This is a genomic window from Candidatus Laterigemmans baculatus (assembly GCF_010367455.1).
Taxonomy (GTDB): domain Bacteria; phylum Planctomycetota; class Planctomycetia; order Pirellulales; family Pirellulaceae; genus Laterigemmans; species Laterigemmans baculatus.
In genome coordinates, this window is record NZ_WRPR01000148.1 from 102139 (window position 1) to 126007 (window position 23869).

A 23869-nucleotide genomic window follows, 5' to 3' on the forward strand; every position below is an offset into this window, starting at 1 on the left:
AGCATGCCAAGCATTTCCACGAACGCCTGAATGACGATGACGGCAACGGCCAGTCGGCATTCAGAAGGCAGAGCCAATGCCAACGGCAGCACCACGAATGAATTGCGGGTGCCGGTGCTGAAGATCACGCCTCGACCTGATTTGGGAGGCAGGGAATAAAGCCAGACCGTCAGCCGCCCGATGACCGCCGCCAGTGCCACATACAACACGAACACCAGCGTCACCTGCGTTAGTTGGCTCGCGTGATCCAGCATATGCTGAATTTGCGAAGCGGCAATGACCGGCACCACCAACGCCAGCAGGACGACTGGCAGGACGCTGGACCTGGCAATTCCGCTCACCACTCGTTCGCCTCGCTTGCCCCACCCTTCAGTCAGCCACGCCAGCGAGAGGGGCAACGCGACCAGTCCGACAAACGCTTGCAAGAATGGTTCCGTCGCCACCGTCCGGCTCGTGTCGCTCTCCAGCAGCAGCCACAGAAAGATGGGCAGCAGGAGGATTTGCGTTATCAGCAGCAGTGGCGTGGCTGCCAGCGTCCGGTGGGCATCTCCCTTCCCCAGCAATGTGAACGGGTTCATCCAGTCCGTGCAGGGCGTCAGCAGAACAAGTACCACGCCGAGATGGATCGCTGTCGACGGGGGAAGCATCCACAGTAGGAGTCAGACGACAAGGGGAACAAACACGAAATTGGCCGTCAGGATGGCGGCCAGAAATCGCACATCCGCCAGTGCTCTCCGAAACCTCAGCAGCGGTACCTGGAGAAAGGTGAAGTACAGCAGGATGCCAACAACAGGCCAGATGGCCCCTTCCATCGCCATCCCTAGGCCGGGCAGCAGCAAACCCGCTACCGCTCCGGCCGGCAGAGCTGCGAAGTAGATCGGCAGCAGGCTGATGCCTCAGCGCTAAACAAACGCTCGAGCACCACTTTACCACCCCAAACGCGAGCCCATGGCGGTCCGGCAGAGATTCGCCAGACTTCGGGGGCGTCCCTATTCTGCTTGTCTCTACGCTAAGCGGCGAGAGAGGATCGCGGCCGTCATCGGCGGCCCATATCAGCGGATTATCCTCGGCCGGGTGAGGAAAAGCGTGTACATCCGCGACCGCGACCTGCATTCTAAGCGGCGCACTTTTCGCAGAAGCTTCGACCGCCGCTTGCTGCTGACCGACGGCAGCGGGTCGTCGTGGCCGTCCGTCCCAAAGTGCGGACGGCGCTGCTGCAATGGCCACTGACGAAGATTGGCTTGGCGGTCCGCGATGGCAGCGAGTCCCTCGCTAGTACCTGAAATGCTGTGGCTGGCAGAGATCGTCACAGGAGGCAAGCAATGAGGAGCCGATGTGATCACTTTGCTGTGGGGAGTCGTACTGCTGGCAGCGCTGTGGGCAGCACACTGGGGAGCTGAACGGCTCTCGAGTCCGCTCAAGAAGCTGCGCCGCCAGTGGGGTTTTTCTGTCGCCGCCGGGGGCAGCATCGTGGGTCTTGCTGCCGCCAGTCCCGAGACGGGGATCAACACCGCGAGTGCAATTCGCGGGGTAGCGGATATCGGTCTGGGGATGATGCTGGCATCCAACATCATCGCCATTCCGCTGATGGTCTGCACTGCATACATCGCAACGCGGAAGCGGGAGTTGCCCGATCACGAGGAACACGGACGTCACCGCCGCGAAAGACGGATCGCGGTGGACCCGCAAGCGGTCACTGTCCAGGCGCTGCCATACCTCGTGATCGTCGGCCTGTTGGCTGTCCTCACTCTGCCGGCTCAGTGGCGGGGACTGCAACCGATGGATGGTTGGATCATGGTCGGGGCCTACGTTCTTTACGCAGCGCAGGCACTCCTTCGCGGCCGGTCCGACAGCGAGCGGGTCGAGTGGAAAAAGAAAGAGGTCCTGCTGGCGCTGGGGGGAGTCGCGGCCATCGCAGGGGGCACCTATTTCGCGGTCCGTGCGACTGAGCAGATGGCGTCCGCGTGGGGGCTGGCCAAGATCGCTGCGGGCATGTTCATCACCGCTCCAGTGGCTGCAATGCCAGAACTGTTTGCCACCTGGAAGGTCACTCGCAGCGGTCAGGTCACCAGTGGCGTGACCAGCGTCATCGGCGACCACGCTGTTACGCTGACCGTGGCGCTATTGCCGTTGGCACTGGTGACTGTGCCCGTGGAGAATTTTCGACTGATGTGGGTCAATCTGTCTTTCGTCGCGCTGATGCCTCTCCTCTATGCCACTTGCATTCACTTCAGTGGGAGGCACGGCGAGCCCCACGGATTTCGTCGGTGGCATTTAGGTTTGTTTATCGGAGCTTTGCTCACATGGCTCGCCGTGGTGATCTTTTGGGTGCCAAACATTTTCACTGCCAGCTAGTTCAGCCCTGGATCAAAGTCCAGATTCGGCGCGAACCGATTCGGATCCAAGCTCCCTTCCAGCAAAAATCCATCGATAAGAGCGGAGGCCTGCCGAGCGTCGGCGGTGGCGGTGAGCGCGTCCAAGCGTACCTGGAACAAGGTCCGCTGCGCGGTCAGCAGCTGCAAGTAATCGCTCTCACCGACCTCAAACGCCTGACGCGACAGCTTGAGGTTTTCTTCGGCTGTCGGGAGGATGCTCTCGGTCAACCGCTCGACCCGAATGCGGGCGGTTTGGTATCGCTGTAGGACCGCGGCTAGCCGATTGGCGAGATTCAACTCGGTGCGATCTTGAGCGAGTTGCGCCGCAGCGATTTCGGCTCGGGCTCTCCGGATATTCCCTTGGTTGCGGTTGATAGTGGGCAGTGGAAGACTGAGCTGAACTCCGGTGAAAGTGTCGTCGGCACCGGTGTCATATCCGACTCGGACTTGGCCCGTGACGTTCGGCACCACCTCCGCGTGGGCGAGGCGAAGAGAGCGCTGGGCTCGGTTGACCGCTGCCGCACGATCAGCCAGCTCTGGGCTGGCGGCGAGCAAATGGCTCAGTGCGGCCTCGTAGGGCACCTCGGGCAACTCGCGCTCGAGGTCGCCCACAAGCGTCGCTGGAGGCAATTCGACGACCCCCACGACGCTGGCTAGCTGGCGGCGTGCGCCGGCCAGAGCGGCTTGCGAAGTCTCGACTGTCAACTCAGCCTGCTGGAGTTCGGTCTGAGCCTGCAGGAGGGCAACTCGCGACACCTCAGCGGCCACCAGCAATTGATTGACCGCCTCGATCGATTCGGCGGCGATGCGACGGAGCTGCTGTGCAAGCTCAACCCGTCTCTGGGCAACGAGGGCAATCGTAAAAGCGGTTTGCACATCCGTTTCGATTCGCAATCGATCTGCTGCCAGATTTGCCTCCGCTCGCTGGATCTCTGCCGCGATCACCGACTGTCGCAGCTGCAATTTATCGGCCGTCACGATCGTTTGTCCGATCCCCACGCTGTGCAACCCCGCCGCACCCTCGCTGCCGATCTCGTCCGCCTGGTATTGAGCGACGGGGTTGAAAGGTAGCCCCGCTTGGACCCACCGACCGCGTAGTGCTTCGATGCGAGCACGCATCTCGGCAACGGCGGGATTGTTAGAGAGCGCCAGCGATTCAAGTTCGCTCAGCTCCAGTTGGTCGTCTGAAAGCTCGCTAGCCGGCGGAACCGGCAGCAGTTCAGGAGCCTCGGCCAGTTCGACCGGCGATTCACTTTCCGTAGCGGGCCCTTGGTACTGCGCGAGCATTACCCCACTTTGAGCCTCTTCCGCCCGCTGAATCGCCGAGACGGTGGGCTCGACTGCCGGTTGGGGAATCGCATCAGCGGTTTGCCGGCCGGGAAGAGCGCATCCGCCCATAGGCAATAGCAACAGAAGCCACCTGAGTCCCCCGCGGCGCACGGCGGTGGTCCGCGCTCGTCGAGTACGGCTGCACTTCGCGGCAGTAGGTGTGTCTGGCGTGTTGCGGGGCACGGCTGTGGCCCTCCGTGGCCGAGTTCGGCCGAGTTCGGCCGCAAAATAGGAAAGGCCACTCCAGAGCGGCGTCCCTACACGCTATCGGCGTACTGCAGTCGCCATTTCATGAAATTCCTGGACCGAGGACAAATCCGCAGTTCACCGGCCACCGGCCGATTGCAGTCTGCGGGACGCCTTCAGGATCCCGCACTGGCTAAACCGTGACTGAGTTCACTCAGTCTTTGCTCCTGTGCTGTGGCCGCGCCCGGCGCGGCGATTGCACGCCGCAAGCCAAGGGGCACCGGTTTGTCTAAAGCTCGGAAGCGTGGCGTTGAATTGGAGAACTCAGGCTCCATCGACTCGGCTCCGTGACGGAATGAGGATCCGAGCCGGATCGTCCGTCACGTGCAAACTGTGCCGCTGCTCGCAAGCCGTTTAAGATTCGTCCGCAAGGCTTCGTGGCTCATTCCGCAGGCCACTCTCCGTATCTTATGAACACGCACGACGATTCCGGAATGGACGCTGACAGCCACGCTGGCCACGCGCATGACGTTTCGGGGGTCAGCGACTCGCGGCTCTTGTGGGCCGTTGGTCTGAACCAATTGCTCACGTTAGGGCAGATCGTCGCGGGGGTTTTTTCCGGCAGCCTCGCGCTGATGGCCGATGCGCTGCACAACTTCAACGACGCGATGGCACTGCTCATCGCCTATATCGCTCGTCGCGTGTCGCGGCGCCAGGCGACGAAAGCCTTTACCTTTGGCTACCGGCGGGCCGAGTTGATCGGTGCGATGATCAATCTGACCGCACTCGCAATGGTCGGGCTGTACCTGATCTACGAGGCGGTGATGCGGTTCATCGAACCGAAAGAAATCACCGGGTGGCTCATGATGGCAGCTGCCGGGCTGGCGTTGGTCGTTGACATTGCCACCGCCGTGCTGCTGTGGGTGATGAGCCGGGGCAACCTCAACGTGCGGGCGGCATTCGTCCACAATATGACGGACGCAGCCGCTTCGGTGGCGGTCCTGCTGGGTGGGCTAGCAATCATCTATCTCGATGTCTATTGGATCGATCCATTGCTGACGCTCGTGATCGCCGGATACGTTTTGTACCAGGCGCTGACGATGCTGCCCAAAGCCGCCAGAATCTTGATGGGAGCTGCGCCACCAGGGATCGACTTTGATGAAGTCGTGCAGGCCATGCAGGGGCACGAGCTCGTCGAGGAGATCCACCACGTGCATATTTGGCAGCTCGACGAGTCCCATTGCGCGATGGAAGCGCACGTCGTCATCGACCCCTCCGCCGTCAATCAGATGCGAGCTGTCAAACACAGTCTCAAACGGGTGCTTGAGGAGCAATTCGAGATTGGCCACTCCACGCTGGAGTTTGAACTTTCCGATGAACAGCTGGGTGGGACGGAGCACCACGGGCAGGTGACGCCACACTGATGCGACAGACTGGCCTCTACGAATTCGCTGGAAAACTCTCCGTGCGGAACGTCGGCGATGGGCGGCTTTGCCATTAGTGCCGAAGGAGCGACGATAGCGTTTCGGGCGTCGTCGGCATTGCAGCCGGTTTCGCACCCGCGGTTCAGATCGCCAGTGTGCCGATCGTCAGCGCACTGCGGCAGGCATAACTCGCACGCACCGCGTACAGGTGGAAGGAAGGAACGGATGAGCTTCTGGGAGAAATCTCAGCCCATTTTCATATTACTGTCGGTCGTGCTGGGGCTACTGCTGGGGCAGGTCTCTTGGGTGAGCGAGTCCGCTGGGACACTGGTCGTTCCGTTTCTCATGCTCATGCTAGCCGGCGTGTTCCTGCACGTCCCGCTACGGGGCCTTGGACGAGCGTTTGCGGATCTCCGTTTCACCGGCTGGAATCTGGGGATCAACTTTCTTTGGACGCCACTCTTTGCTTGGGTCCTGGGAATCGTCTTCCTAATCGAACAGCCTGAGCTGCGCATCGGTTTGCTGATGCTTCTGGTGACGCCGTGTACCGACTGGTATCTAGTATTCATCCATTTAACCGGTGGTAATGTCCGGCTGGCCACGGCCCAATTGCCCTGGCACCTGATTCTTCAGTTGTTACTCCTGCCGATCTACCTGCTCGTCTATGTGGGGGCGTTTGTGACCCTCGATGCTCGCTTACTCGTGGAAAGCGTGCTGTGGGTGCTGGTCCTGCCGTTGATTGTGGCCACTCTTGCCCGGGCGGTAGCCATTTGGGCCAAGGGTGTGGACTGGCTAGAAGGGAGCGTGCTGTCTCGCATCGCGCCGCTTCAGTTGGTTTTTCTGTTGCTCGCCATCTCGGCAATGTTCGCTTCGCAAGGAAGCACACTTGTCGACCGCCCAGAGATCATTGTTTGGCTCTTACCGCCACTGTTGGTCTTCTTCGGTGTCAACCTTGGGCTGGGACTCGTCATTGCGAGATTGGCTCCCTTCGACCGCGGTGATTGCGTGGCATTGTGTTTTGCGACACTTGCGCGCAACTCTCCGATTGCGTTGGCGATCGCCGTGGCCGCATTTCCCGAGCGGCCGCTAATCGCCCTATCGCTGGTGATCGGGCCGCTCATCGAACTGCCGCTCCTCGCTGTCGTCTCGCAGTTCCTCAAGCGTGTGCTGCCGGGCACTGGCCGAGCCGCTATTTGAGCCGTTGCACCTGCGTCAAACCGTGGCTTAAGGTCTGCTCGATGTCAAAGAAGCTGCGCCAGTAGTCTTCAGAGAGCATCCCACTCTGTCCCCCTTTTTATCGGCTGCCCCCATCGCGCATCGACATCGCGTGGTTGGGTTCCGTCCGCTCCGTCCGTAGGTTTCAGGCTGGTGTTTCAGGCTGGACACTCGACAGGAGCAGGCTGACGCATCGCCAAGAACCGCGTCGCCAATACCCGGGGGGACGCTCCGCTGCGTTCGCGGGCGGTCTGCCGGATTGGCAAGAGCCGCATCTACGGCTCCCAATAGCGGCAAACCGGCAACCCTTGACCGGCTGATTCCTGCTCCCTACACTTCGTTAGTTGGCGAAGTGAAGGAGTGGATTTATGCAGCAGTTTATGTCGATTACGAAGGCGTTCAGCGACGAGAACCGGGTTCGGATCTTGCTCAGTCTGCGCGAAGGCGAACTCTGCCTCTGCCAGATCGTCGAAGTCCTGGGGCTCGCGCCTTCCACCGTCTCCAAGCACGTGGAGCTGCTCCGCAGGGCAAATCTCGTCGAGCGACGCAAAGAGGGCCGCTGGCATTACTACAAGCTTGCCGGCCGCGGCGCCCCGCCGGTCGTTCGCGAAGCGATTCGCTGGACGCTGAAATCGCTGGAAGAGGAACCTGTCATCACCGCCGATGCGGCCAAACTGTGCTGTGTCCGCAATACAGACCTGGAGGAATTAGCTGGATGCTACAACCGAAGCTAAATGTGCTCTTTCTTTGTACGGGCAACTCGTGCCGCTCACAGATGGCTGAAGGATGGGCGCGGCATCTGAAATCCGAGCAAATCAATCCCTACTCGGCCGGGATCGAAAAGCATGGGCTGAACCCCAATGCCGTCCAGGTGATGCGAGAGGCCGATGTCGACATTTCCGGCCACTACAGCAAAACCTTAGCCGATCTGCAGGATGTGCGGTTTGACTACGTCGTCACGGTGTGCGGCCACGCCCATGAGACCTGCCCGGTCTTTCCCGGAGACGCGGAGGTGGTGCATGTCGGATTCGACGATCCTCCGAAGCTTGCCACACAAGAAACCGATTCGGCAAAGGCGCTCGATCATTACCGCCGCGTGCGTGATGAGATTCGGGCTTTTGTTGCGACGCTGCCCGAGGCTCTGAAAACACAAAACACCCTGACTGATGAGGTTTAAAACAATGGCCACGATTGAAGTGTTCGATCCGCCGATGTGCTGCAGCACGGGCGTTTGCGGTCCCGAGCCGGACGAGAGGCTGGCTCAATTCTCAGCGGACCTTGATTGGCTCAAGCGTCAGGGAATGCAGGTTCGCCGGTACAACCTTTCGCAGGAGCCGGCAGCTTTCGTCAACCAACCAGACGTGGCTCGTGTCCTCCGCGAGACCGACGGCGAAGGATTGCCGGTGGTGATCATCGACGGCTCCGTCGTCAGTCATGGGGAATACCCCGCGCGGCAACGGCTGGCGGAAATGGTGGGGCTCTCTGCGAGAGTCGACCAGAATCCTGGAGCTCAGCCTTCTGAACTGCAACGTCAAAGCCCCTCACTGTCAGTCGTTCCGCCTGGCGGCGGCTGCTGTGGTGGTAGCAAAGGGAATGACAGTGGGTGTTGCTGAGCGCGTTGTAATCGACCGAAGCGAATAATAAGAGAAATGCAATGACCACGACCCGCAGCTGGCACGAGGGGGCGACCAAGCACCTGTTTTTCACTGGCAAGGGCGGGGTTGGGAAAACGTCGCTGGCTTGTGCTACCGCCGTCCGGCTAGCCGATGCTGGCAAGCAGGTGCTGTTGGTCAGCACCGATCCGGCCTCAAATCTCGCTCATGTTTTCGGGGTCGAGATCGACGAGCACGAGCCGACCTCCATTGTTGAGGTACCAGGTCTCTTCGCGCTGAATATCGACCCCGAGGCGGCCGCTCAAACGTACCGCGACCGCATCGTGGGGCCGGTCCGTGGTCAGTTGCCCACGGCCGTCGTCGCGAAGATGGAGGAAGAGCTTTCCGGGGCGTGTACCACGGAGATCGCAGCCTTTGATGAATTCACTGCTCTGCTGACCGATCCGGCGGTGCACGAGCGATTTGACCATATCATTTTCGATACCGCACCGACGGGTCATACGCTCCGCCTGCTGAAGCTGCCGCGAGCCTGGTCGGAATTCTTAGCAACCAATGAAAGCGGTGCATCATGTCTGGGCCCTCTGGCGGGCCTGGAGAAACAGCGACAGCAATATCAGGCGGCTGTTGAGACGCTTGCCGACGGCCGGCGGACTTCAGTGCTATTGGTCAGCCGTCCCCAGCGGGCAGCGCTCGGCGAGGCGGCACGTACCAGCGGCGAGCTCAAGTCGCTGGGCGTCCATAACCAGCGGCTGATCGTCAACGGCCTAATGCCCGACACGGGCAGCGGCGATCCGCTGGCCCGCGCGATGCGCGACCACGACGCCGAGGCGCTTCAGAATATCCCCGACGCACTCCGGCAATTGCCACGCGACGATGTGGAACTGCTGCCGATGAACCTCGTCGGTCTCGACGCGCTGCGGGGGCTGCTTGGGGAGTCGCAGCCATTGGCCATTGCTGACGACCAGTCGATGACGGCTCCGGGGGCCGATGTGCCGTCGCTGAGTGAACTGGTCGACGCGATCGAAGCGGACGGGCACGGCTTGGTGATGGTGCTCGGCAAAGGGGGCGTGGGCAAAACGACCGTTGCTGCCGCCGTGGCGGTCGAACTGGCCGCTCGCGGGCACGACGTCCATCTCACCACGACCGATCCAGCGGCCCACATCGCCGAGACGATCGAGTCGGAGGTCGAGCACGTACAGGTCAGCCGGATCGATCCTCTGGTCGAGACCGAACGCTATCGACAGCATGTGCTCGAGACGAAAGGCAAGAACCTCGACGACCAGGGGCGAGCACTGCTGGAGGAAGATCTGCGTTCGCCGTGTACCGAGGAAATTGCGGTCTTCCAGGCGTTCTCTCGAGTGCTCCGCGAGGCGAGCAGCAAATTCGTCGTCATGGACACCGCACCGACCGGTCATACGCTGCTGTTGCTCGACGCCACCGGTTCCTACCACCGCGACGTCGTACGTCACATGAAGGAGGCCAACCGCATCATCACCCCAATGATGCGGCTGCAGGATCCCAAACAGACGAAGATGCTGATTGTGGCGCTACCGGAGACGACACCGGTTCTGGAGGCGGCGGCGCTACAGGAAGACCTGCGGCGGGCGGGAGTGGAACCGTGGGCTTGGGTGCTGAACGCTTCGCTGGCTGCGGCCGGACCGAGCGATCCGCTGCTGACCGCTCGCGCCCATTCGGAACTGGCACAGATCGAGAAAGTCCGTGAGCAGTTCGCATCGCGGCTAGCGTTGACGCCCTGGGTGGCGAAGGAGCCGGTCGGCCCAGCGGCGCTCCGCGAGTTGTGTCATACCGCAGCACGCTCCGCCAAGAATACATAACGAGGAGTCTGAGAGAGCTGTCATGGCAGAGCAACGTGTTGCCGGAGAACTTTCACTCTTGGACCGTTACCTGACGGTCTGGATCTTTTGCGCGATGGCGTTGGGAGTGGCGATCGGCTACTTATTCCAAGCGAGTATCGAGCGGTTCAACGAGGTGCTGACGATCGGCGAGCACACGAACCTGCTGATCGCCGCCGGATTGATCCTCATGATGTACCCGCCGCTCGCCAAGGTGAAGTATGAATTGATGCCCAAAGTCTTTTCCGACTTCAAGGTTCTAGGTCTGTCGCTGCTGCAAAACTGGATCGTGGGACCGGTTCTTATGTTTGTTTTGGCGGTCGGTTTCTTTGGGTTCATTGCACCGGGGCTGTTCGGAGCTGACGAGCGGTGGGGCCATTATATGGTCGGCTTGATCCTCGTCGGGATCGCCCGATGCATCGCGATGGTGTTGGTCTGGAATCAGCTCGCCCGGGGAAACAGCGAGTATGCCGCTGGGCTAGTCGCGCTGAACAGCATCTTTCAAATCCTGACGTTCGGCATCTATGCCTGGATATTCATTACCGTGCTTCCACCGATGTTCGGACTCGAGGGGACCACAGTCGACGTCGGGATCGGCGAAGTTTTTGCCAGCGTCATCATTTATTTGGGGATTCCGTTCGCTGCCGGAATCCTTAGTCGAGTGATTCTCGTTCCGCTCAAGGGAAGCGAGTGGTACGACCGCGAATTTGTACCGCTGATCTCGCCAATTACGCTCACCGCACTGCTCTTTACGATCGTGGTGATGTTCTCGACGCAAGGCGAGCGGATCATACAACAGCCGCTGGACGTGTTTTGGATTGCGATCCCGTTGGGCGGCTATTTTGGGATCATGTTCCTGGTGAGCTTTTTTATGGCATGGAAGGTCGGGGCGGACTACTCGCGCTCTGCCACGCTGGCATTCACCGCTTCGGGCAACAATTTTGAGTTGGCTATCGCCGTGGCGATCGCTGTCTTCGGCATTGCCTCGCCGGTGGCCTTCGCGACGGTGGTCGGCCCGCTCGTGGAGGTTCCCGTCCTAATTGGACTGGTACACGTGAGCTTGTATTTCCTGCGTCGGCTTTACGGCGGTGTGGTCCAGGAAAGCGAGCTCGATCCGGCGGCAGTCATCGCAGCCGCTGGGCCGCAAGCGTGCTCGGTTACCCGCCAAGTCTCAGTTGCACCGCGGAGCGATTCGCAGGGCCCGATGCAATAGTCCGGTGACTTAGCCGGCGCATGCTTGCGTGCATGTTCCGAAAAGGAATGGGACGAGTGCTGAGGCAAGCGAGAGTCGCCCGTGCAATTCCCGCTTGCCTCAACCATTTTGTCGAGACACGCCTTTTACCGAGGCGGTCGCGACGTAAAGGTACCGGCCGGAGAAACCATCTTCGTCGGCGTCTTGCCGATGCCTGCCATCAAATCCCAGACGCCCCGCGGGCTCAGACGAACCCCCGGCTCAGGGGCGACCGTCACGCTTTGGTGCTCAATACTGCACTTCACGCCAGCGATGCCTCGGATGCCGTCGAACCGCTTGGTGATCTTTTTCACGCAACCACCACACATTTCACCCACGGTCATCACCGTGTTCGTCTTCTCCCCATCCGCCGCGGCGAGCGGCGACGCGGTTGCGACGACTGCGACCAAGAGCGCGAATCCTGCAACCAAACCGGTCCGACGAGAGAACTTCAACATGCCTAAACTCCTCTTTCTGAAACCGTACTAAGAAACGGGATGACCCAGCCGCGCACGACCGCCGCGTGCAGCCTACCGGTCAATTACCCAAACCTGATGGATGGCTTTCCAGAAGCATCGCGGCGATTGGCAACACCACCGCTCGCTGTGGTCGCGCGAGCGCAACCGAACCTACGAGTTCCTGGAATGGCGAAACATTTCAAAGCTCAACCGCGTGAGAGCACGCGCAGAAGAAACTGAATCAAATCAGCAAAGATTGATACGCAATGCGCGCATCGCGACCGCTGGCGTAGACGCAACGGCTAGAGGCCGGATCGACCGCCGAGGCAGCCTCGGCAAACGGCCGTTCGATGTCGCTGCCTGTCAAAGAAGCGACGGCGGCGAAATCCAGAACCGCCGCCACCGACAGTTCCGCTCCGCTACTCAGAATGGCCCCATGGCAGATGCAATCGCCACAGTCACAATCGTTGTCGGGGCAGCCGCGACTGGGTATCGCTGGCTGTGGGCTACAGCAGCCGCAGGCCGTAGCCGCAGACTCCTGGACTGCTGGCAATTCTCCCGCTTGGCAGCGCACCGGGCATACCAGCAGGGAAGTGATCAGTAGCAGGAGAAGAACGCGAAGCATCTGTACAGCCACGGCCTATGCGCGATCGGTCACTGAATGACGGCCACTCCTTATATCGGGCATTGTGGCAGAGGCACAACAGCAGGCTTTGTCCATGATGCCGATTTTCTGCTTGCGAGAATCTTTCCATAACGCGTCGCGGTTGATTTGCTTGCGCGTACGGTGCTTGTAAACCGAGGGGGTTGTGAGGTCCATAAGTCGGGGACGTGCCGCTTTCAGTCTCGCAGCGCCCGCAGACCGTTGGCGATCACGGCCAGCGAGGCTCCCATGTCGGCGGCGACCGCCATCCAGAGCGTCGCCCAGCCGCCGACTGCGAGCACGACAAACACGGCTTTGATGCTCAGCGAGAAAACGATGTTTTGCTTGATGATCCGCAGCGTCTTGCGACTCATTCGGACGCCGGTCGAGAGCTGTGAAAGCGAGTCAGTCATGAGCGCCATGTCCGCGGTTTCCAGGGCTGCATCGGTCCCCGCGGCGCCCATGGCAATGCCGACCGTCGCTGCGGCAAGCGCCGGTGCATCGTTCACCCCGTCACCGACAAAGGCGACCCGTTCTCCCCTGGCTTCCGCTTGGCGAACCACTTCGACTTTATCCTCGGGAAGCAGTTCGGCATGGAAGTCATCCAGACCGAGACGGTCGGCGACCGCGTGGGCCGTCGCTTCGTTGTCGCCGGTGAGCATGATGAGTTTGCCAATTCCGCTGCGGCGGAGCCTCGCCATCGCCTCGGCCGCTTCGCCGCGCGGCTGGTCCGCGACGGCAATCACTCCCAGAGGCTCGGTTCCCTCGAGCAGCGTGACTGCCGTTTTGCCTTCGTGCTCGAGGGGCCGCAGAATCTCCGAAACCCGCGCGTCGATTCCCCGTTCTCGGCAGAGCCGCTCGTTGCCCACCGTAAGCAGCCGTCCTTCCACTCGAGCCTCGACTCCCCGCCCCACCAATTCGTTGAATTCGGTCGCCTCGGGAAACTCCATCGCCTGCTGCTCGGCATGGGCGAGAATGGCCCGTGCAATCGGATGCGTCGATCCGTGCTCCAACGCCGCGGTGAGCCGCAGCACGGACGCTTCGTCCTCAGCGCCGAGGGCGATCACGTCGGTAACCCTCGGCTGGCCTTCGGTCAGGGTGCCGGTCTTGTCGAAGGCGAGCGTCGTGATCTTTCCAATGTTTTCGAGATGCAAACCGCCCTTGATCAGAATCCCCTGGCGAGCCGCGCCCGCAAGGCCGCTGACCAACGAAACGGGGGTGGAGATCACAAGAGCACACGGGCAGGCGACGACGAGCAACGCCAGGGCTCGATAGAACCACGTCTCCCACGGCCCCCAGCCCACCAGCGGCGGGACGAGGAACACCACCGCGGCGAGGCCCACGACGAGCGGCGTGTAGACGCGAGCGAAGCGGTCGACGAGGGACTGCGACGGTGCACGGCTCGCCTGCGCCTCCTCGACCGCATGAATGATCCGCGCCAGCGTCGTGTCCTGAACGAGCTTCGTCACTCGGATCTGCAGCAGCCCTTGTTCGTTGATCGACCCGGCGAACACCTCGTCGCCTGGTTCCTTGTCGACCGGCATCGATTCGCCCGTGATGGATGCCTGATTGATCGCCGAACGTCCCTGGAGGATCTCGCCGTCGAGTGGAATCTTCTGGCCCGGGCGGACCACGATCGTCTCATTGGGCTCGACGCGGTCCGCTGGGACCGTGACCTCGCGACCGTCGCGGAGCACGGTCGCTTCGGTGGGGGCGAGGTCCATCAGTTTCTTGATCGCGTTTCGCGCCCGGTCCATCGAATGCGTTTCGAGGACTTGCGCGACCGAAAACAAAAAGACGACCGACGCCGCTTCGCTCCACTCGCCGATCACCACCGCGCCGATCGCCGCAATCATCATCAAGAAGTTCATGTCCAGGGCGCCATGCCGCGCTGCACGCCAAGCGCGAGGAGCGATGTACCAGGCGCCGGTGAGCCCCGAGAGCGCTAGCAGCGGGACCATGAAAGCGTCGGCCACACCAGCCCAACCGAGCGTCAATCCCAGCAGGAGGAACACGCCGGAGAGCGACGCCATCACGAGCCGGCCATGACGCTGCCAAAAACTGGGAGCTTGAGCTTCCTCTCCTTCGACCCGGGCGGTCATCCCCAGTTCACCGATCGCCCGCTGGATCTCGGCGGCGGAAAGACTCCCCTCGACGATTAAACGCCGGGCGATCAGATCGAATTGCAGATCAATGACGCCAGGGAGGCGTCCCAACAGGTCCTCGATCTGCCGCACCTCATCGGCGCAGTCCATCTCGGCGACATGAAACACCGCCCGCCGGGCCTCACCTTCCTCTACGCGGTAGCCGACACGGCGAATGGCCCCGCTCAGATCGCCCCGTGCCAGTTTGCCCTCGGCGTACTCCACGCGGACTCGTCCTCCGACCACGTCGACCTGGACATCGTCAACTCCCTCAAGAGTGCGGAGGGAGCGCTGGATTTCGTCGGCGCAACTCGGGCAATCCATACCTCCGACGCGAAACTCACAGCGGGCGGCCGTTCCCGCGCTCGACGGTACAGATTGATTGCGTGTCGTCACGGTTAGCCCCCATGCTCACAGCCTGAAGGAAAATGCACAGTACCGGTCTGGAGACCAGACCCCGCAAATGCGGAGCCGCCTAAAATATTTCTGGGCTGTGCTCTCAGCCACATGATAGCGCGTTGGCCCAGGACTGGTGGACACCGGGGGATTTTCCGAGAATCTCCCTAGGAGATCATCATGTCCAAGGAATCACAGCACAAACGACGATCATTTAGCGACGAGTTCAAACGCGACGCCGTCGATCTGGTCGTCAAACAAGGGTACTCCTTTCGTTCCGCAGCGAAGTCGGTCGGAGTCGGCGAGGGGAGTCTGAGGCTCTGGCACAGGCAGCTCGCCCCCACGCCCCAGCCTGCGGGCGAGGACGCCTCGCTCCAGGAGCTCAGAGAGGAGAATCAGCGCCTCAGGCGTGAACTCCGGAAGGCCGAACTGGAACGCGAAATCCTAAAAAAAGCTACGGCGTACTTCGCGAAGGAGTCACAGTGAAATACGCCTGGATTCAAGATCATCGAGACTCCTACCCGGTCGCCGTGATGTGTCGGGCTCTGCAGGTGAGCACGAGCGGATTCTATCGCTCTCGCAAGGCCCAGCCGGGACCGAGGGCTCAGCGGTCGGCCCGCATCCGCGAATGCGTCGCCGCTGTTTTCGAGTCGTCCAATCAGGGGTACGGCAGCACCAAGATCGCCCGCACTCTCGAGACCGCCTCGAGTCTGGAGACCGCGTGCCGCAATACGGTTGCCAAGGCGATGCGTGAGATGGGGCTGAAAAGCCGTGTTTCGGCGAAGTTCAAACCGACCACGACTCAGACCGATCCCTCCAAGCAACCGGCGCCCAACCTGCTCGCACAGCAGTTCACCGCGACGGCCCCGAACCAAAAGTGGGTCGCCGATATCACTTACCTGCCGACTGCGGCAGGTTGGGTTTAACTCGCCGTCGTTCTCGATCTGTTCAGCCGCAAGGTCGTGGGCTGGGACATCTCCGAGAGTCTGGCGACTCCCGTAGATTAGCAGCGCCCTGCGGCAGGCGATCGAATCGCGCGGCCCGAAACCAGGCGAACTGCTGCACCACAGCGATCGCGGCTGTCAGTACACGAGTGAAGACTATCAATCGACTCTTCGCACTTTGGGGATCAGCTGTTCGATGAGCCGAACCGGCTGCTGTTACGACAACGCCGTGATGGAGCGATTCTTCTGGTCACTGAAGCACGAATGGACGAAGTTTGAAACGTTCGCCGATATTCAAGACGCGAGGCTGAGCGTGTTTCGGTACATCGAAACCTTTTACAACACTGACCGAATCCATCAGTCACTCGATTACCTGACGCCGAACCAGTTCGAGGCGCAACACGCCAACGTTCTAGCCGCGTAAACTTCTTATCCCCGGTGTCCGCCAGTCCTGGGCCAACGCAAACCTCAAGAGTGGAGCGAGCGTTCGCCTCGGTGCCCCTGCAGTCGCCCGCCAGTCTCTCCTTGCTTCTGTGTAGCATTCTGCCGCTGGCAGTGTTGAACAGCCCCACGCCGGTCACGACGCTCGCGTGACCTTCTTTCAACGGGCTATTCGTACTGCTACTTGCGCCATGCGGCGCACCACAGAAGGACCTCTGTTATGTTGTCGTGCCAGGAAAAAGCGAATCGGCGATCCGACTATGTATGGATCACGCCTACGTTGGCCGCCCGAACCACCGCTGCCGACGTGCCAGATTCGCCACCTCGGAGTGGCCAATCACGTGTGATGCTGGTTGATGACTCACACCCGTTCCGTGAGCAGGTCGCCACGAAATTGTTCAGCGCAGATGTGGTCGCTCTACAGGCATCTGACGTATATGAAGCCCTGCGTTTAGCGCGGGGAAGCGAAATCGATCTGTTGGTGATTGGTGGCGACCAACGCTACCAGAGCGGCTGGCGGTGTGCAGGGAAACTCTGCGGCCGGTCCCCCTCGTGCGGTGTCATCCTGTACTTTGACCACGTATCGGATCGCGATCGATTGTGGGGACGGGTGTCGCATCTATCTGCTTTGGTAGAAACCAAGGGCCGACCGAAACCGCTGGTTGCTGCGGTGCTCCGAGCGTTGGGGCGGTCGCTACCCGCCGCCGATCGCCACGGGCGCGCGGATTGGGCGAGCAAAGCAGAGGGCGGGCTGAGCGTGAATGCACTCGCAGATCGCGATCAACGGCGTGCCCGCAGTATTCCGCACTGAACAGACACTCCCGTCCCGTCGGAGGAATCCCCATGCTGCAGAAAGCATGCTTCCGGAGGGGCGTGAGTCGCTTACAGGCGGCCTCGGGCCGTAGCGTCGTTCTTGGGCCTGATAGGTCGCTGACGAAAAGGGCCGTCTGAGTTTATTGACCAATGCGCGAGCAAGTTGCCCGCAGGGACGAGCGAGAGCCGGTGATTTGCAGCGTTTCGACGGGCAGGGAGGACAACCTACTCGCGCAGTGGTCAATAGGTGCGGTTGTGCTGCGGAGAGGTCTGTCACATCCTCTTGCTTCGCAGTCCATCTCGGCGATGTGAAGCACCTTTCATGGTTGATGACATCGGCCTTCACTTAATCCCCGTTGAGCGAGGCCGAATCGGCCGCGTACGCGCCTCGCGCGCGTGTTCCAGAATTTCCCAGCCGCCGTGGATCACGATCCCGACGACTACCATGCCGATCAGCAAATCGGGAAGCCGAGACTGCAAGAGCATCACCGCCATGCCGGACGCGACAATGCCGAGATTGGCGATCATGTCGTTCGTGGTGAAGATCCACGACGCCTTCAGGTGCACGCCCTGTTCGCGGTGTGACCGCAGCAACCGCAGGTTGAGCAGGTTAGTCGCCGCGTTCACGACGGCTGTGACGATCATGGCCCACCCGATCGGCTCGGATCCCGTGACGAACCGCCGGACGATCTCGCCGAGCAACACTAGAGCCATCACAATCAGGAGCACGCCAGACAGCCGTGCGGCGCGCGCCTTGGCGGCAACCCCCCGGCCAACCGCGAACAGCGCGACGACGTAGACGGCTGCGTCCCCGAGGTTGTCCAGGGCGGCGCCCAGCAGACCCGTGGACTGTGCCAGGATTCCCCCGGCGCCCGCGACAGCGACCTGTGTGGCGTTGATGCCGAGCACCCACTTGAGGGTGCGCCGCTCGGCGGCGTCTTCGGCGTTGAGCTGGGGTTCGTCGTCATCCAGGGTCATTCGCTCTCCTTGACGTTGCAGATGACGAAACGGCTCCGCGGCAGGGCCGGCAGCCGCGCGTAGTCGATGCTCAAGTCTTGTTCCGGCACGTCGTAGGTGACGCTTTTGGCCAGGAAGCCCGCCGCCACCTTGACCAGTTCCATCGCGTTCCATTCGCCCGGGCAGCGGTGGTTGACGTAGTGGTCGCCGCCGCCTTGGGGGATGAAGTTGAACGGGTTCCCGTCCCAGTGGCGGAACCGCTCCGGCCGGAACTCGTCCGGTGCATCCCACGTCTGCAGGTCGTGGTTGGTGCCGTACAGATCCAGCGCCACCAGCCATCCTTCGGGGAAGCGGTAGCCCTTCCACTCGAAGTCCTGCCGGACCCGCGCCATGACGGCCGGGAAGAATGGATAGAACCGCCGGACCTCCTGTGCGAACAGGTCCGAGAACCCGGGCTCCCCTGCCGCGAGTTTTTCCCGGCACCGCGGGTAATGGTGGAGCGCCATCGCGGCGAACACAATGAAGACTGAGACGGCCACCGTCGGGCGGAGGACGTTGATCAGTTCAACCGCCGCCGTGTGCCGGTCCAGCAAATCGCCCTTCAGATCCCGGTGCATCGCGATCACCCAGGCCGCGCTCTCCTCAGGCGGTTTGAGCCGGCCGGCGCGGACCTCCTCGATCAGATTCCCAATCCATCGCTCGGCCCGTCGGCGGGCCAGCCGGGACCACAGGTGGGCCGGGCTGAGTGCCGCCGCTCGGTCGAACATCGCCATCAGCTCCTCCGTCCGCCGGCCGACCTCGGGCTCTGCAAGCGGGACACCAGCCCACTCGCAGACGGCCGTGGTCAAAAGCTCGTTCACCTCGTCGTAGAGAACGACTCGGTCCATCCCCGACCACGTCTGCACATAGACCTGCCACCGCTCGGCAGTCATCGCCCTCAGCCGCTCGACGCGCTCAGGCCCCATTAAGGACATGAACATCTGCTTGCGGTGCCGGTGCGCCTCACCGTCCAGCCCCTGAACACCGCCCTTGCCGAACAGCGTCTTCTTGAGCCAGCCGGGGGCCACGCCACGCCGAACGAAGCGATCCTCGTCGTAGAACAATGCGGCCGCCTCCGGCCCCGTCATGCAAATGATCTTTCGGAGACCGAGCCGGGTCTGAAAGAGGTTGGACTGATAGTGTTTACATCTCCTCGAGATGAATCGGTAGGGATCGCCCACCAGCGCCAGAGTGGAATCCAAGCTTGTGTCGTGAGGTATGTGGGGCATGTGACCATTTCTCTTAAGACAATCGGGTAAGGGAACTCAAGGCGGCGTGCTGGCCCTGAGGTCCTGTCGATCGTCCCCACGGAGGGGCGCCAACTCGCTCCGTGTCTCGCGCCACTGGAAAGCCAGCGGCGCTCAGCCGCGACTCCAGTTCCTCGGGCGAGATTTGGGAGTCATCTAGCGCGAGCCGCACCCGACATGCCACCGGCGAAATCTGCAACACTTCCACGCCGGGCACGTCTTGCAGAGAGCGGCGGAGCCGCGAGGCGTCATGTTCGCAATCCAGGCTGACGATATGTAGATTCCGTTGCTTCACATGCAGTCCCCAATCAGTTACATCCAACTACCCGCCGATATCCCTTCTGTCATCAGTCGTATATATCGAGGAGATTCAGCAACTCTGTCCGCGATTTCGCGCCGATCCATCGCTCAACCTCCTGACCGTTGTCGAACAGCAGCAGCATCGGATACCTGTCTACAGCGTACTTCTCCTTAATGAATGGATGCTCTTCGATATTCAACTCAGCGACTTTGACGCTGCCAGCAAGTTCTTTGGTGATCTCCTGAATGGTGGGTTTCATCGCGATGCATGGCTGACACCACGGAGCCCACATGTCGACCAGAACGGGGAGATCGCTCTGAAGGACTTCACGAGCGAAGTTTTCATCGGTCAGTTGGACCGGCTGTGGGGCGGTCGACGGATTGCTCGACGTATGTGGCGAGCGGGTGTGCGTATCGCAGCCGGCGATCGCCGCAGCGAAGATCGTTAGCACTGCGATGAGTCTAAATTGCATATGGGCTCGTAGGGGAAGTGTTCCAACTGTCCGCCGCGGGTGCAATCGCTGCGCCGCACCCGCGGCGGTCATTCAAGTTAGATCTCAGTTGGCTCATTGGCCACCACTCGCGGATGGCCGGTTTCGTCGCCTTGCGGCTTACTCAGTGGGCTTCGGAGGCTGACGCCCCGTCTTGGCTTCGTACTGAGCTGCGAATTTGTCGAAACGCGACGGGCTACAAATAAAGCACTGCGATTCGGGGCGTGCATGCTCGTCGCACCAATCGCCAGACTCTTTGAACGCCGATACCAAGCTTGTATCGCACAAAGCACATTCCTCTTCCGGGATGCCATGTTCGACACACCACCAGCCGTCGTGGCTATGGTCGACGGTGGTTACTGCGGGTGTCTCGGCGGTATTTTCCGACGCGGTCTCGCCCTGTCCGCAACCGCTAAGAGCGACGACGCTCAGCGACAACAATCCGAGCATCCCCAGCATCCCGAGCGAGCGACTGCGGGTCGTGAACATCCAATTCATCTCAAGTTCCTTTCGGCTTCGCCGAATCAAAGTTTAGACCGTCAATCGTTCGGGCATTCGTCCGTGCCCGGGCACATGCCCGGAATCAAACTCTTGCTCGACGTCCGGATCGGTCGGTTCATCTGGCTGGTGACGATGACCGTCATCGTCTCCGCCATCGTCATCAAAACTCTCCGTCGGCAGGTTAAACACGACGTAGAGCACTCGTAGGACGAGCAAACTCATGATCATGGCGCTACAAACGCCACCGATCACTACGGTTGCCAACGGCCTTTGAACTTCCGCACCCATGCCGGTGCTGAACGCCATCGGCAGAAAGCCAAGGCTGGCCACCAACGTGGTCATCAGGATCGGCCTTAGCCGCGTCATGGCTGCTTCTTCCACCGCGTCATCCAGCGACCGGCCAAGTCGTCGGAGTTGTCGAATCGTCGAGACAAGCAGCATGTCGTCCAGCACGGCGACGCCCGACAACGCGATGAAGCCGACCGCCGCCGGGACTGAGAACGGCATGTCGCGAATCCATAGCGCCAGCACGCCGCCGATCCAAGCGAACGGCACGCCGGTGAAGACGCGTAACGAATCAATCCAATTGCGATATGTCATGTAAAGCAACGAGAGGATCATCAACAACGCGATCGGCACGACGATCATCAGCCGCGTCCGGGCGCGTTGCAAGTTCTCAAACTGGCCGCCCCATTCGACGCGGTATCGGCCAGCGGGCAGTTGCACCTTTTCATCAACAACACGTTGAGCTTCGGCGACAAAGCTACCAATGTCGCGTCCGCGAACGTTGGCTTCAATCGTGATCCGTCGCTGATACCAATCACGCTTGATCGTGTTGTAGCCATCGACCATTTCAATTGTTGCCAAGCGTGACAGTGGGATTCTCTCGCCCGAGGGCGTCGCGACTAGAATCTGTCGGATGGCGTCGGGGTTGGTCCTCGCCTTCTCTGGCAGCCGAACGATCAGCGGGAATCGCAGTTGTCCCTCATACACTTCGCCGACATCATAGGTACCCAGAGAGCGGACAAGATTCATGATCGTGCTGGCCGGGATACCATAACGAGCAATCTCATTTTGCTTGATCCGGATTTGTAGCACCGGTTGGCCCGACACCTGCTCGACCTTGACGTCCTCGGCACCGGGAACCGTATTCAACGCACGTTCAATCTCCGACGCCTTCTCCACCATTAGGTCAAGATCATCGCCGTAAAGAATCGCGGCAACGTCTGATCGCACGCCGGAGATCATCTCATTCATCCGCATTTCGATGGGCTGCGACATCGCCAGCCGCGGACCAGGCAGATCACGGAGCTCCTCCTGGACCAGAACGGTCAGCTCCTCCTGCGTCTCGGCTCGCGTCCACTCATCGCGCGGATGCAGCGTTATAAATAAGTCCGTTAGCTCCGTTCCCATCGGGTCCGTGGCAACTTCAGCCGTTCCGATTCGACTCCACACCTGGGCAATCTCGTCAGGGAACTTTTCCAGCAGCACCTGCTCCATTTGCGTGTTGTAGCGCATGGACTCTTCCAGCGGCGTTCCCGCAAGTCGCACGACGTTGATCGTGATGGCGCCTTCGGAAAGCCGCGGCTGAAACTCCGAGCCAAGATTGGGGGCCACGAGTCCGAAAACGCTGACCAGCAACAGCACTGCCGTACCGATTACAAACGTTTTGTGGTGCATCGTGAACCGCAGGACCGGTGCGTAGAGCCGTTTGAGAACCCGGATCAATAACGGCTCTTTCTCTTGAAGGTTCTTCGGCAGGAACAGACTCGCCAGTACCGGCATCAGCGTCAGTGACAGAACCATCGATCCGGCTAGCGCCATGATCACGGTCAGGGCCATCGGACGGAACAACTTTCCTTCGATGCCTTCGAGCGTCAAGATCGGCAGGTAGACGATCATGATGATCAGTTCGCCGAACATCGTCGGTTTACGAACTTCTACTGCCGCATCGCGAATGATTTCCAAACGACTGCGGCCGTCCTTGTTATGGGCCAAATGCCGCACGCAGTTCTCGATCATTACGACCGAGCTATCGACGACCAGCCCGAAATCGATCGCACCGAGACTGAGCAGACTGGCTGCAATCCCGAATCGAAGCATTCCTGAGAACGCGAACAGCATTGACAGTGGGATCGCTAGGGCGACGATCAATCCGGCGCGGAGATTGCCGAGAAAGATGAACAGCACCGCGATCACTAGCAGCCCGCCCTCGAACAAATTCTTCTGGACGGTGTGAATGACGTGATCGATCAGTTCGGTGCGGTCGTAGACGGTTTGGATACTCACACCAGCGGGCAACGACTCTTGGATGGCCTGGAGTTCTTGTTTGATTGCCCAAGTGACATCATGACCATTTTCACCCATCAGCATGAAGCCCAGGCCGAGCACCGCTTCGCCTCGGCCGTTCGCAGTGACGGCTCCGCGGCGGATTTCGTGCCCGATCTGAATGTCGGCGACATCGCTGACACGGATCGGGACGCCATCTTTCGCTGTGATGACGATGTCTTCGATCTGCTCAATGTTCACCGTGCGACCGACACCGTGGACCAGCAGCATCTCGCTGCCGTCGGTCACGGTACCGCCGCCAACATTCTGGTTGTTGGCGCTGATCGCTTCGGACACCTCCTCGAATGTCAGTCCGTACTTGAACAACCGGTCGGGATCGAGTCGGACTTGGTACTGCTTTTCGTAGCCACCCCAACCATTGACTTCCGCCACGCCGGGAACCGACCGCAATTGCGGCTTGACGACCCAGTCTTGAATGGTTCGCAGCTCGGTTAGTCGCTTGACGCGTTCTTCTCGAGAAATCCTCGAGAAGTCAACTCCGTCATAGATTAGGACGTAGTGGAAGACTTCCCCCAATCCGGTCGAAACTGGCCCCATCTGCGGCCGGTCAATGCCGTCGGGCAGTTCGACCGTTGACAGTCGCTCGTTGATCAGTTGCCGTGCAAAGTAGATGTCGATTCCGTCGTCGAAAATGACCACGACCTGCGACAATCCGAACTTTGAAATCGAGCGAAGTTCATGTAGCCCGGGTAATCCGCTGATTGCCTGCTCTACAGGGAACGTGATTTGTCGCTCGATCTCTTCCGAAGCCAGCGATGGTGCGACTGTGTTGATCTGAATTTGAACCGGTGTAGTATCCGGGAACGCATCAATATTCAGCTGGAAGAGCGAGAAGACGCCGACGACGGCGAACAGCGCCGTGGCCAAAATCACGAGGGCGCGGTGCCGCAGTGAAAAATCAATAAGCCAGTTAAGCATCT

At 60.7% G+C, this 23869-nt stretch carries 22 protein-coding genes and 2 pseudogenes; 13 read left to right on the forward strand and 11 right to left on the reverse strand.

Features of this window, described 5'->3' with window-relative positions; genetic code table 11:
• Positions 1–320: 320 nt before the first annotated feature.
• Positions 321–647: pseudogene (locus GNK13_RS22155) on the reverse strand (hypothetical protein); the annotation flags it as partial.
• A gap of 12 nt (positions 648–659) precedes the next feature.
• On the reverse strand, positions 660–839 hold the full coding sequence (locus tag GNK13_RS20795) for a hypothetical protein (protein WP_164104520.1): 180 nt from the start codon (positions 837–839) through the stop codon (positions 660–662).
• Positions 840–1335: 496 nt separating this feature from the next.
• On the opposite strand from GNK13_RS20795, the gene GNK13_RS20800 reads away from it, so the two are divergent.
• Complete coding sequence (locus tag GNK13_RS20800) at positions 1336–2355, forward strand: sodium:calcium antiporter (protein ID WP_164104521.1); 1020 nt, start codon at positions 1336–1338, stop codon at positions 2353–2355.
• Here GNK13_RS20800 and GNK13_RS20805 read toward each other — a convergent pair.
• Entirely contained in the window at positions 2352–3773 is a 1422-nt protein-coding gene (locus tag GNK13_RS20805; RefSeq protein WP_164104523.1) for a TolC family protein, read from the reverse strand. The two genes, GNK13_RS20800 and GNK13_RS20805, sit on opposite strands and share 4 nt — an antisense overlap.
• Before the next feature lie 611 nt (positions 3774–4384).
• On the opposite strand from GNK13_RS20805, the gene GNK13_RS20810 reads away from it, so the two are divergent.
• From GNK13_RS20810 to arsB, 8 genes and pseudogenes are all read left to right on the forward strand, one after another.
• Complete coding sequence (locus tag GNK13_RS20810; protein WP_235935374.1) at positions 4385–5314, forward strand: cation diffusion facilitator family transporter; 930 nt, start codon at positions 4385–4387, stop codon at positions 5312–5314.
• Positions 5315–5371: 57 nt separating this feature from the next.
• A pseudogene (locus GNK13_RS22015) lies at positions 5372–5502 on the forward strand (ABC transporter permease); the annotation flags it as partial.
• A 37-nt stretch (positions 5503–5539) separates the two neighbouring features.
• On the forward strand, positions 5540–6511 hold the full coding sequence (locus tag GNK13_RS20815) for an arsenic resistance protein (RefSeq protein WP_164104527.1): 972 nt from the start codon (positions 5540–5542) through the stop codon (positions 6509–6511).
• 386 nt (positions 6512–6897) lie between these two features.
• Positions 6898–7263: an ArsR/SmtB family transcription factor gene (locus GNK13_RS20820; protein WP_164104529.1), complete on the forward strand. Its 366-nt coding sequence runs from the start codon at positions 6898–6900 to the stop codon at positions 7261–7263.
• Complete coding sequence (locus tag GNK13_RS20825) at positions 7245–7706, forward strand: arsenate reductase ArsC (protein ID WP_164104531.1); 462 nt, start codon at positions 7245–7247, stop codon at positions 7704–7706. The genes GNK13_RS20820 and GNK13_RS20825 overlap by 19 nt, the downstream gene beginning before the upstream one ends.
• A 4-nt stretch (positions 7707–7710) precedes the next feature.
• Positions 7711–8142 carry an arsenite efflux transporter metallochaperone ArsD gene (arsD, locus tag GNK13_RS20830; RefSeq protein ID WP_164104533.1) on the forward strand — a complete coding sequence of 144 codons (432 nt, stop codon included), beginning with the start codon at positions 7711–7713 and terminating at the stop codon, positions 8140–8142.
• Positions 8143–8183: 41 nt separating this feature from the next.
• Complete coding sequence (gene arsA / locus GNK13_RS20835) at positions 8184–9977, forward strand: arsenical pump-driving ATPase (protein ID WP_164104534.1); 1794 nt, start codon at positions 8184–8186, stop codon at positions 9975–9977.
• Between the two features lie 22 nt (positions 9978–9999).
• Positions 10000–11208, forward strand: coding sequence for an ACR3 family arsenite efflux transporter (arsB, locus tag GNK13_RS20840; protein WP_164104536.1), 1209 nt, complete (start codon positions 10000–10002; stop codon positions 11206–11208).
• 125 nt (positions 11209–11333) lie between these two features.
• Here arsB and GNK13_RS20845 read toward each other — a convergent pair whose 3' ends face one another.
• The 3 genes from GNK13_RS20845 to GNK13_RS20855 all read right to left on the reverse strand — a co-directional run bounded on the left by GNK13_RS20845 (position 11334) and on the right by GNK13_RS20855 (position 14867).
• Positions 11334–11684: a heavy-metal-associated domain-containing protein gene (locus tag GNK13_RS20845; protein ID WP_164104538.1), complete on the reverse strand. Its 351-nt coding sequence runs from the start codon at positions 11682–11684 to the stop codon at positions 11334–11336.
• A gap of 241 nt (positions 11685–11925) precedes the next feature.
• On the reverse strand, positions 11926–12087 hold the full coding sequence (locus tag GNK13_RS20850) for a hypothetical protein (protein WP_164104540.1): 162 nt from the start codon (positions 12085–12087) through the stop codon (positions 11926–11928).
• 437 nt (positions 12088–12524) lie between these two features.
• Positions 12525–14867 (reverse strand): heavy metal translocating P-type ATPase, encoded by a 2343-nt coding sequence (locus tag GNK13_RS20855; protein ID WP_261345451.1) that lies wholly within the window; start codon positions 14865–14867, stop codon positions 12525–12527.
• Between the two features lie 180 nt (positions 14868–15047).
• Between GNK13_RS20855 and GNK13_RS20860 the strand changes: the two genes are divergently transcribed.
• The 4 genes from GNK13_RS20860 (at position 15048) to GNK13_RS20875 (ending at position 17063) form a co-directional block, all read left to right on the forward strand.
• The gene (locus GNK13_RS20860; protein ID WP_164104543.1) at positions 15048–15353 is read left to right on the forward strand and encodes a transposase; all 306 of its coding nucleotides are present in this window, start codon (positions 15048–15050) and stop codon (positions 15351–15353) included.
• Positions 15350–15793 carry an IS3 family transposase gene (locus GNK13_RS20865; protein WP_164104545.1) on the forward strand — a complete coding sequence of 148 codons (444 nt, stop codon included), beginning with the start codon at positions 15350–15352 and terminating at the stop codon, positions 15791–15793. Before GNK13_RS20860 ends, GNK13_RS20865 begins: the two co-directional genes overlap by 4 nt.
• An 88-nt stretch (positions 15794–15881) precedes the next feature.
• Positions 15882–16235 (forward strand): integrase core domain-containing protein, encoded by a 354-nt coding sequence (locus GNK13_RS21845; RefSeq protein WP_390622537.1) that lies wholly within the window; start codon positions 15882–15884, stop codon positions 16233–16235.
• A gap of 360 nt (positions 16236–16595) precedes the next feature.
• On the forward strand, positions 16596–17063 hold the full coding sequence (locus GNK13_RS20875) for a hypothetical protein (RefSeq protein WP_203545390.1): 468 nt from the start codon (positions 16596–16598) through the stop codon (positions 17061–17063).
• Between the two features lie 344 nt (positions 17064–17407).
• On the opposite strand, the gene GNK13_RS20880 is transcribed toward GNK13_RS20875, so the two are convergent.
• The 5 genes from GNK13_RS20880 to GNK13_RS20900 form a co-directional block, all read right to left on the reverse strand.
• Complete coding sequence (locus tag GNK13_RS20880) at positions 17408–18043, reverse strand: cation transporter (protein WP_164104549.1); 636 nt, start codon at positions 18041–18043, stop codon at positions 17408–17410.
• On the reverse strand, positions 18040–19149 hold the full coding sequence (locus GNK13_RS20885) for a cytochrome P450 (protein ID WP_235935376.1): 1110 nt from the start codon (positions 19147–19149) through the stop codon (positions 18040–18042). Before GNK13_RS20885 ends, GNK13_RS20880 begins: the two co-directional genes overlap by 4 nt.
• A gap of 506 nt (positions 19150–19655) precedes the next feature.
• Positions 19656–20081 carry a thioredoxin family protein gene (locus GNK13_RS20890; RefSeq protein ID WP_164104552.1) on the reverse strand — a complete coding sequence of 142 codons (426 nt, stop codon included), beginning with the start codon at positions 20079–20081 and terminating at the stop codon, positions 19656–19658.
• A gap of 138 nt (positions 20082–20219) precedes the next feature.
• Positions 20220–20597, reverse strand: a complete 378-nt coding sequence (locus GNK13_RS20895; protein ID WP_235935377.1) for an RND transporter — start codon at positions 20595–20597, stop codon at positions 20220–20222.
• 33 nt (positions 20598–20630) lie between these two features.
• On the reverse strand, positions 20631–23867 hold the full coding sequence (locus tag GNK13_RS20900; RefSeq protein ID WP_164104554.1) for an efflux RND transporter permease subunit: 3237 nt from the start codon (positions 23865–23867) through the stop codon (positions 20631–20633).
• Between the last annotated feature and the right edge of the window lie 2 nt (positions 23868–23869).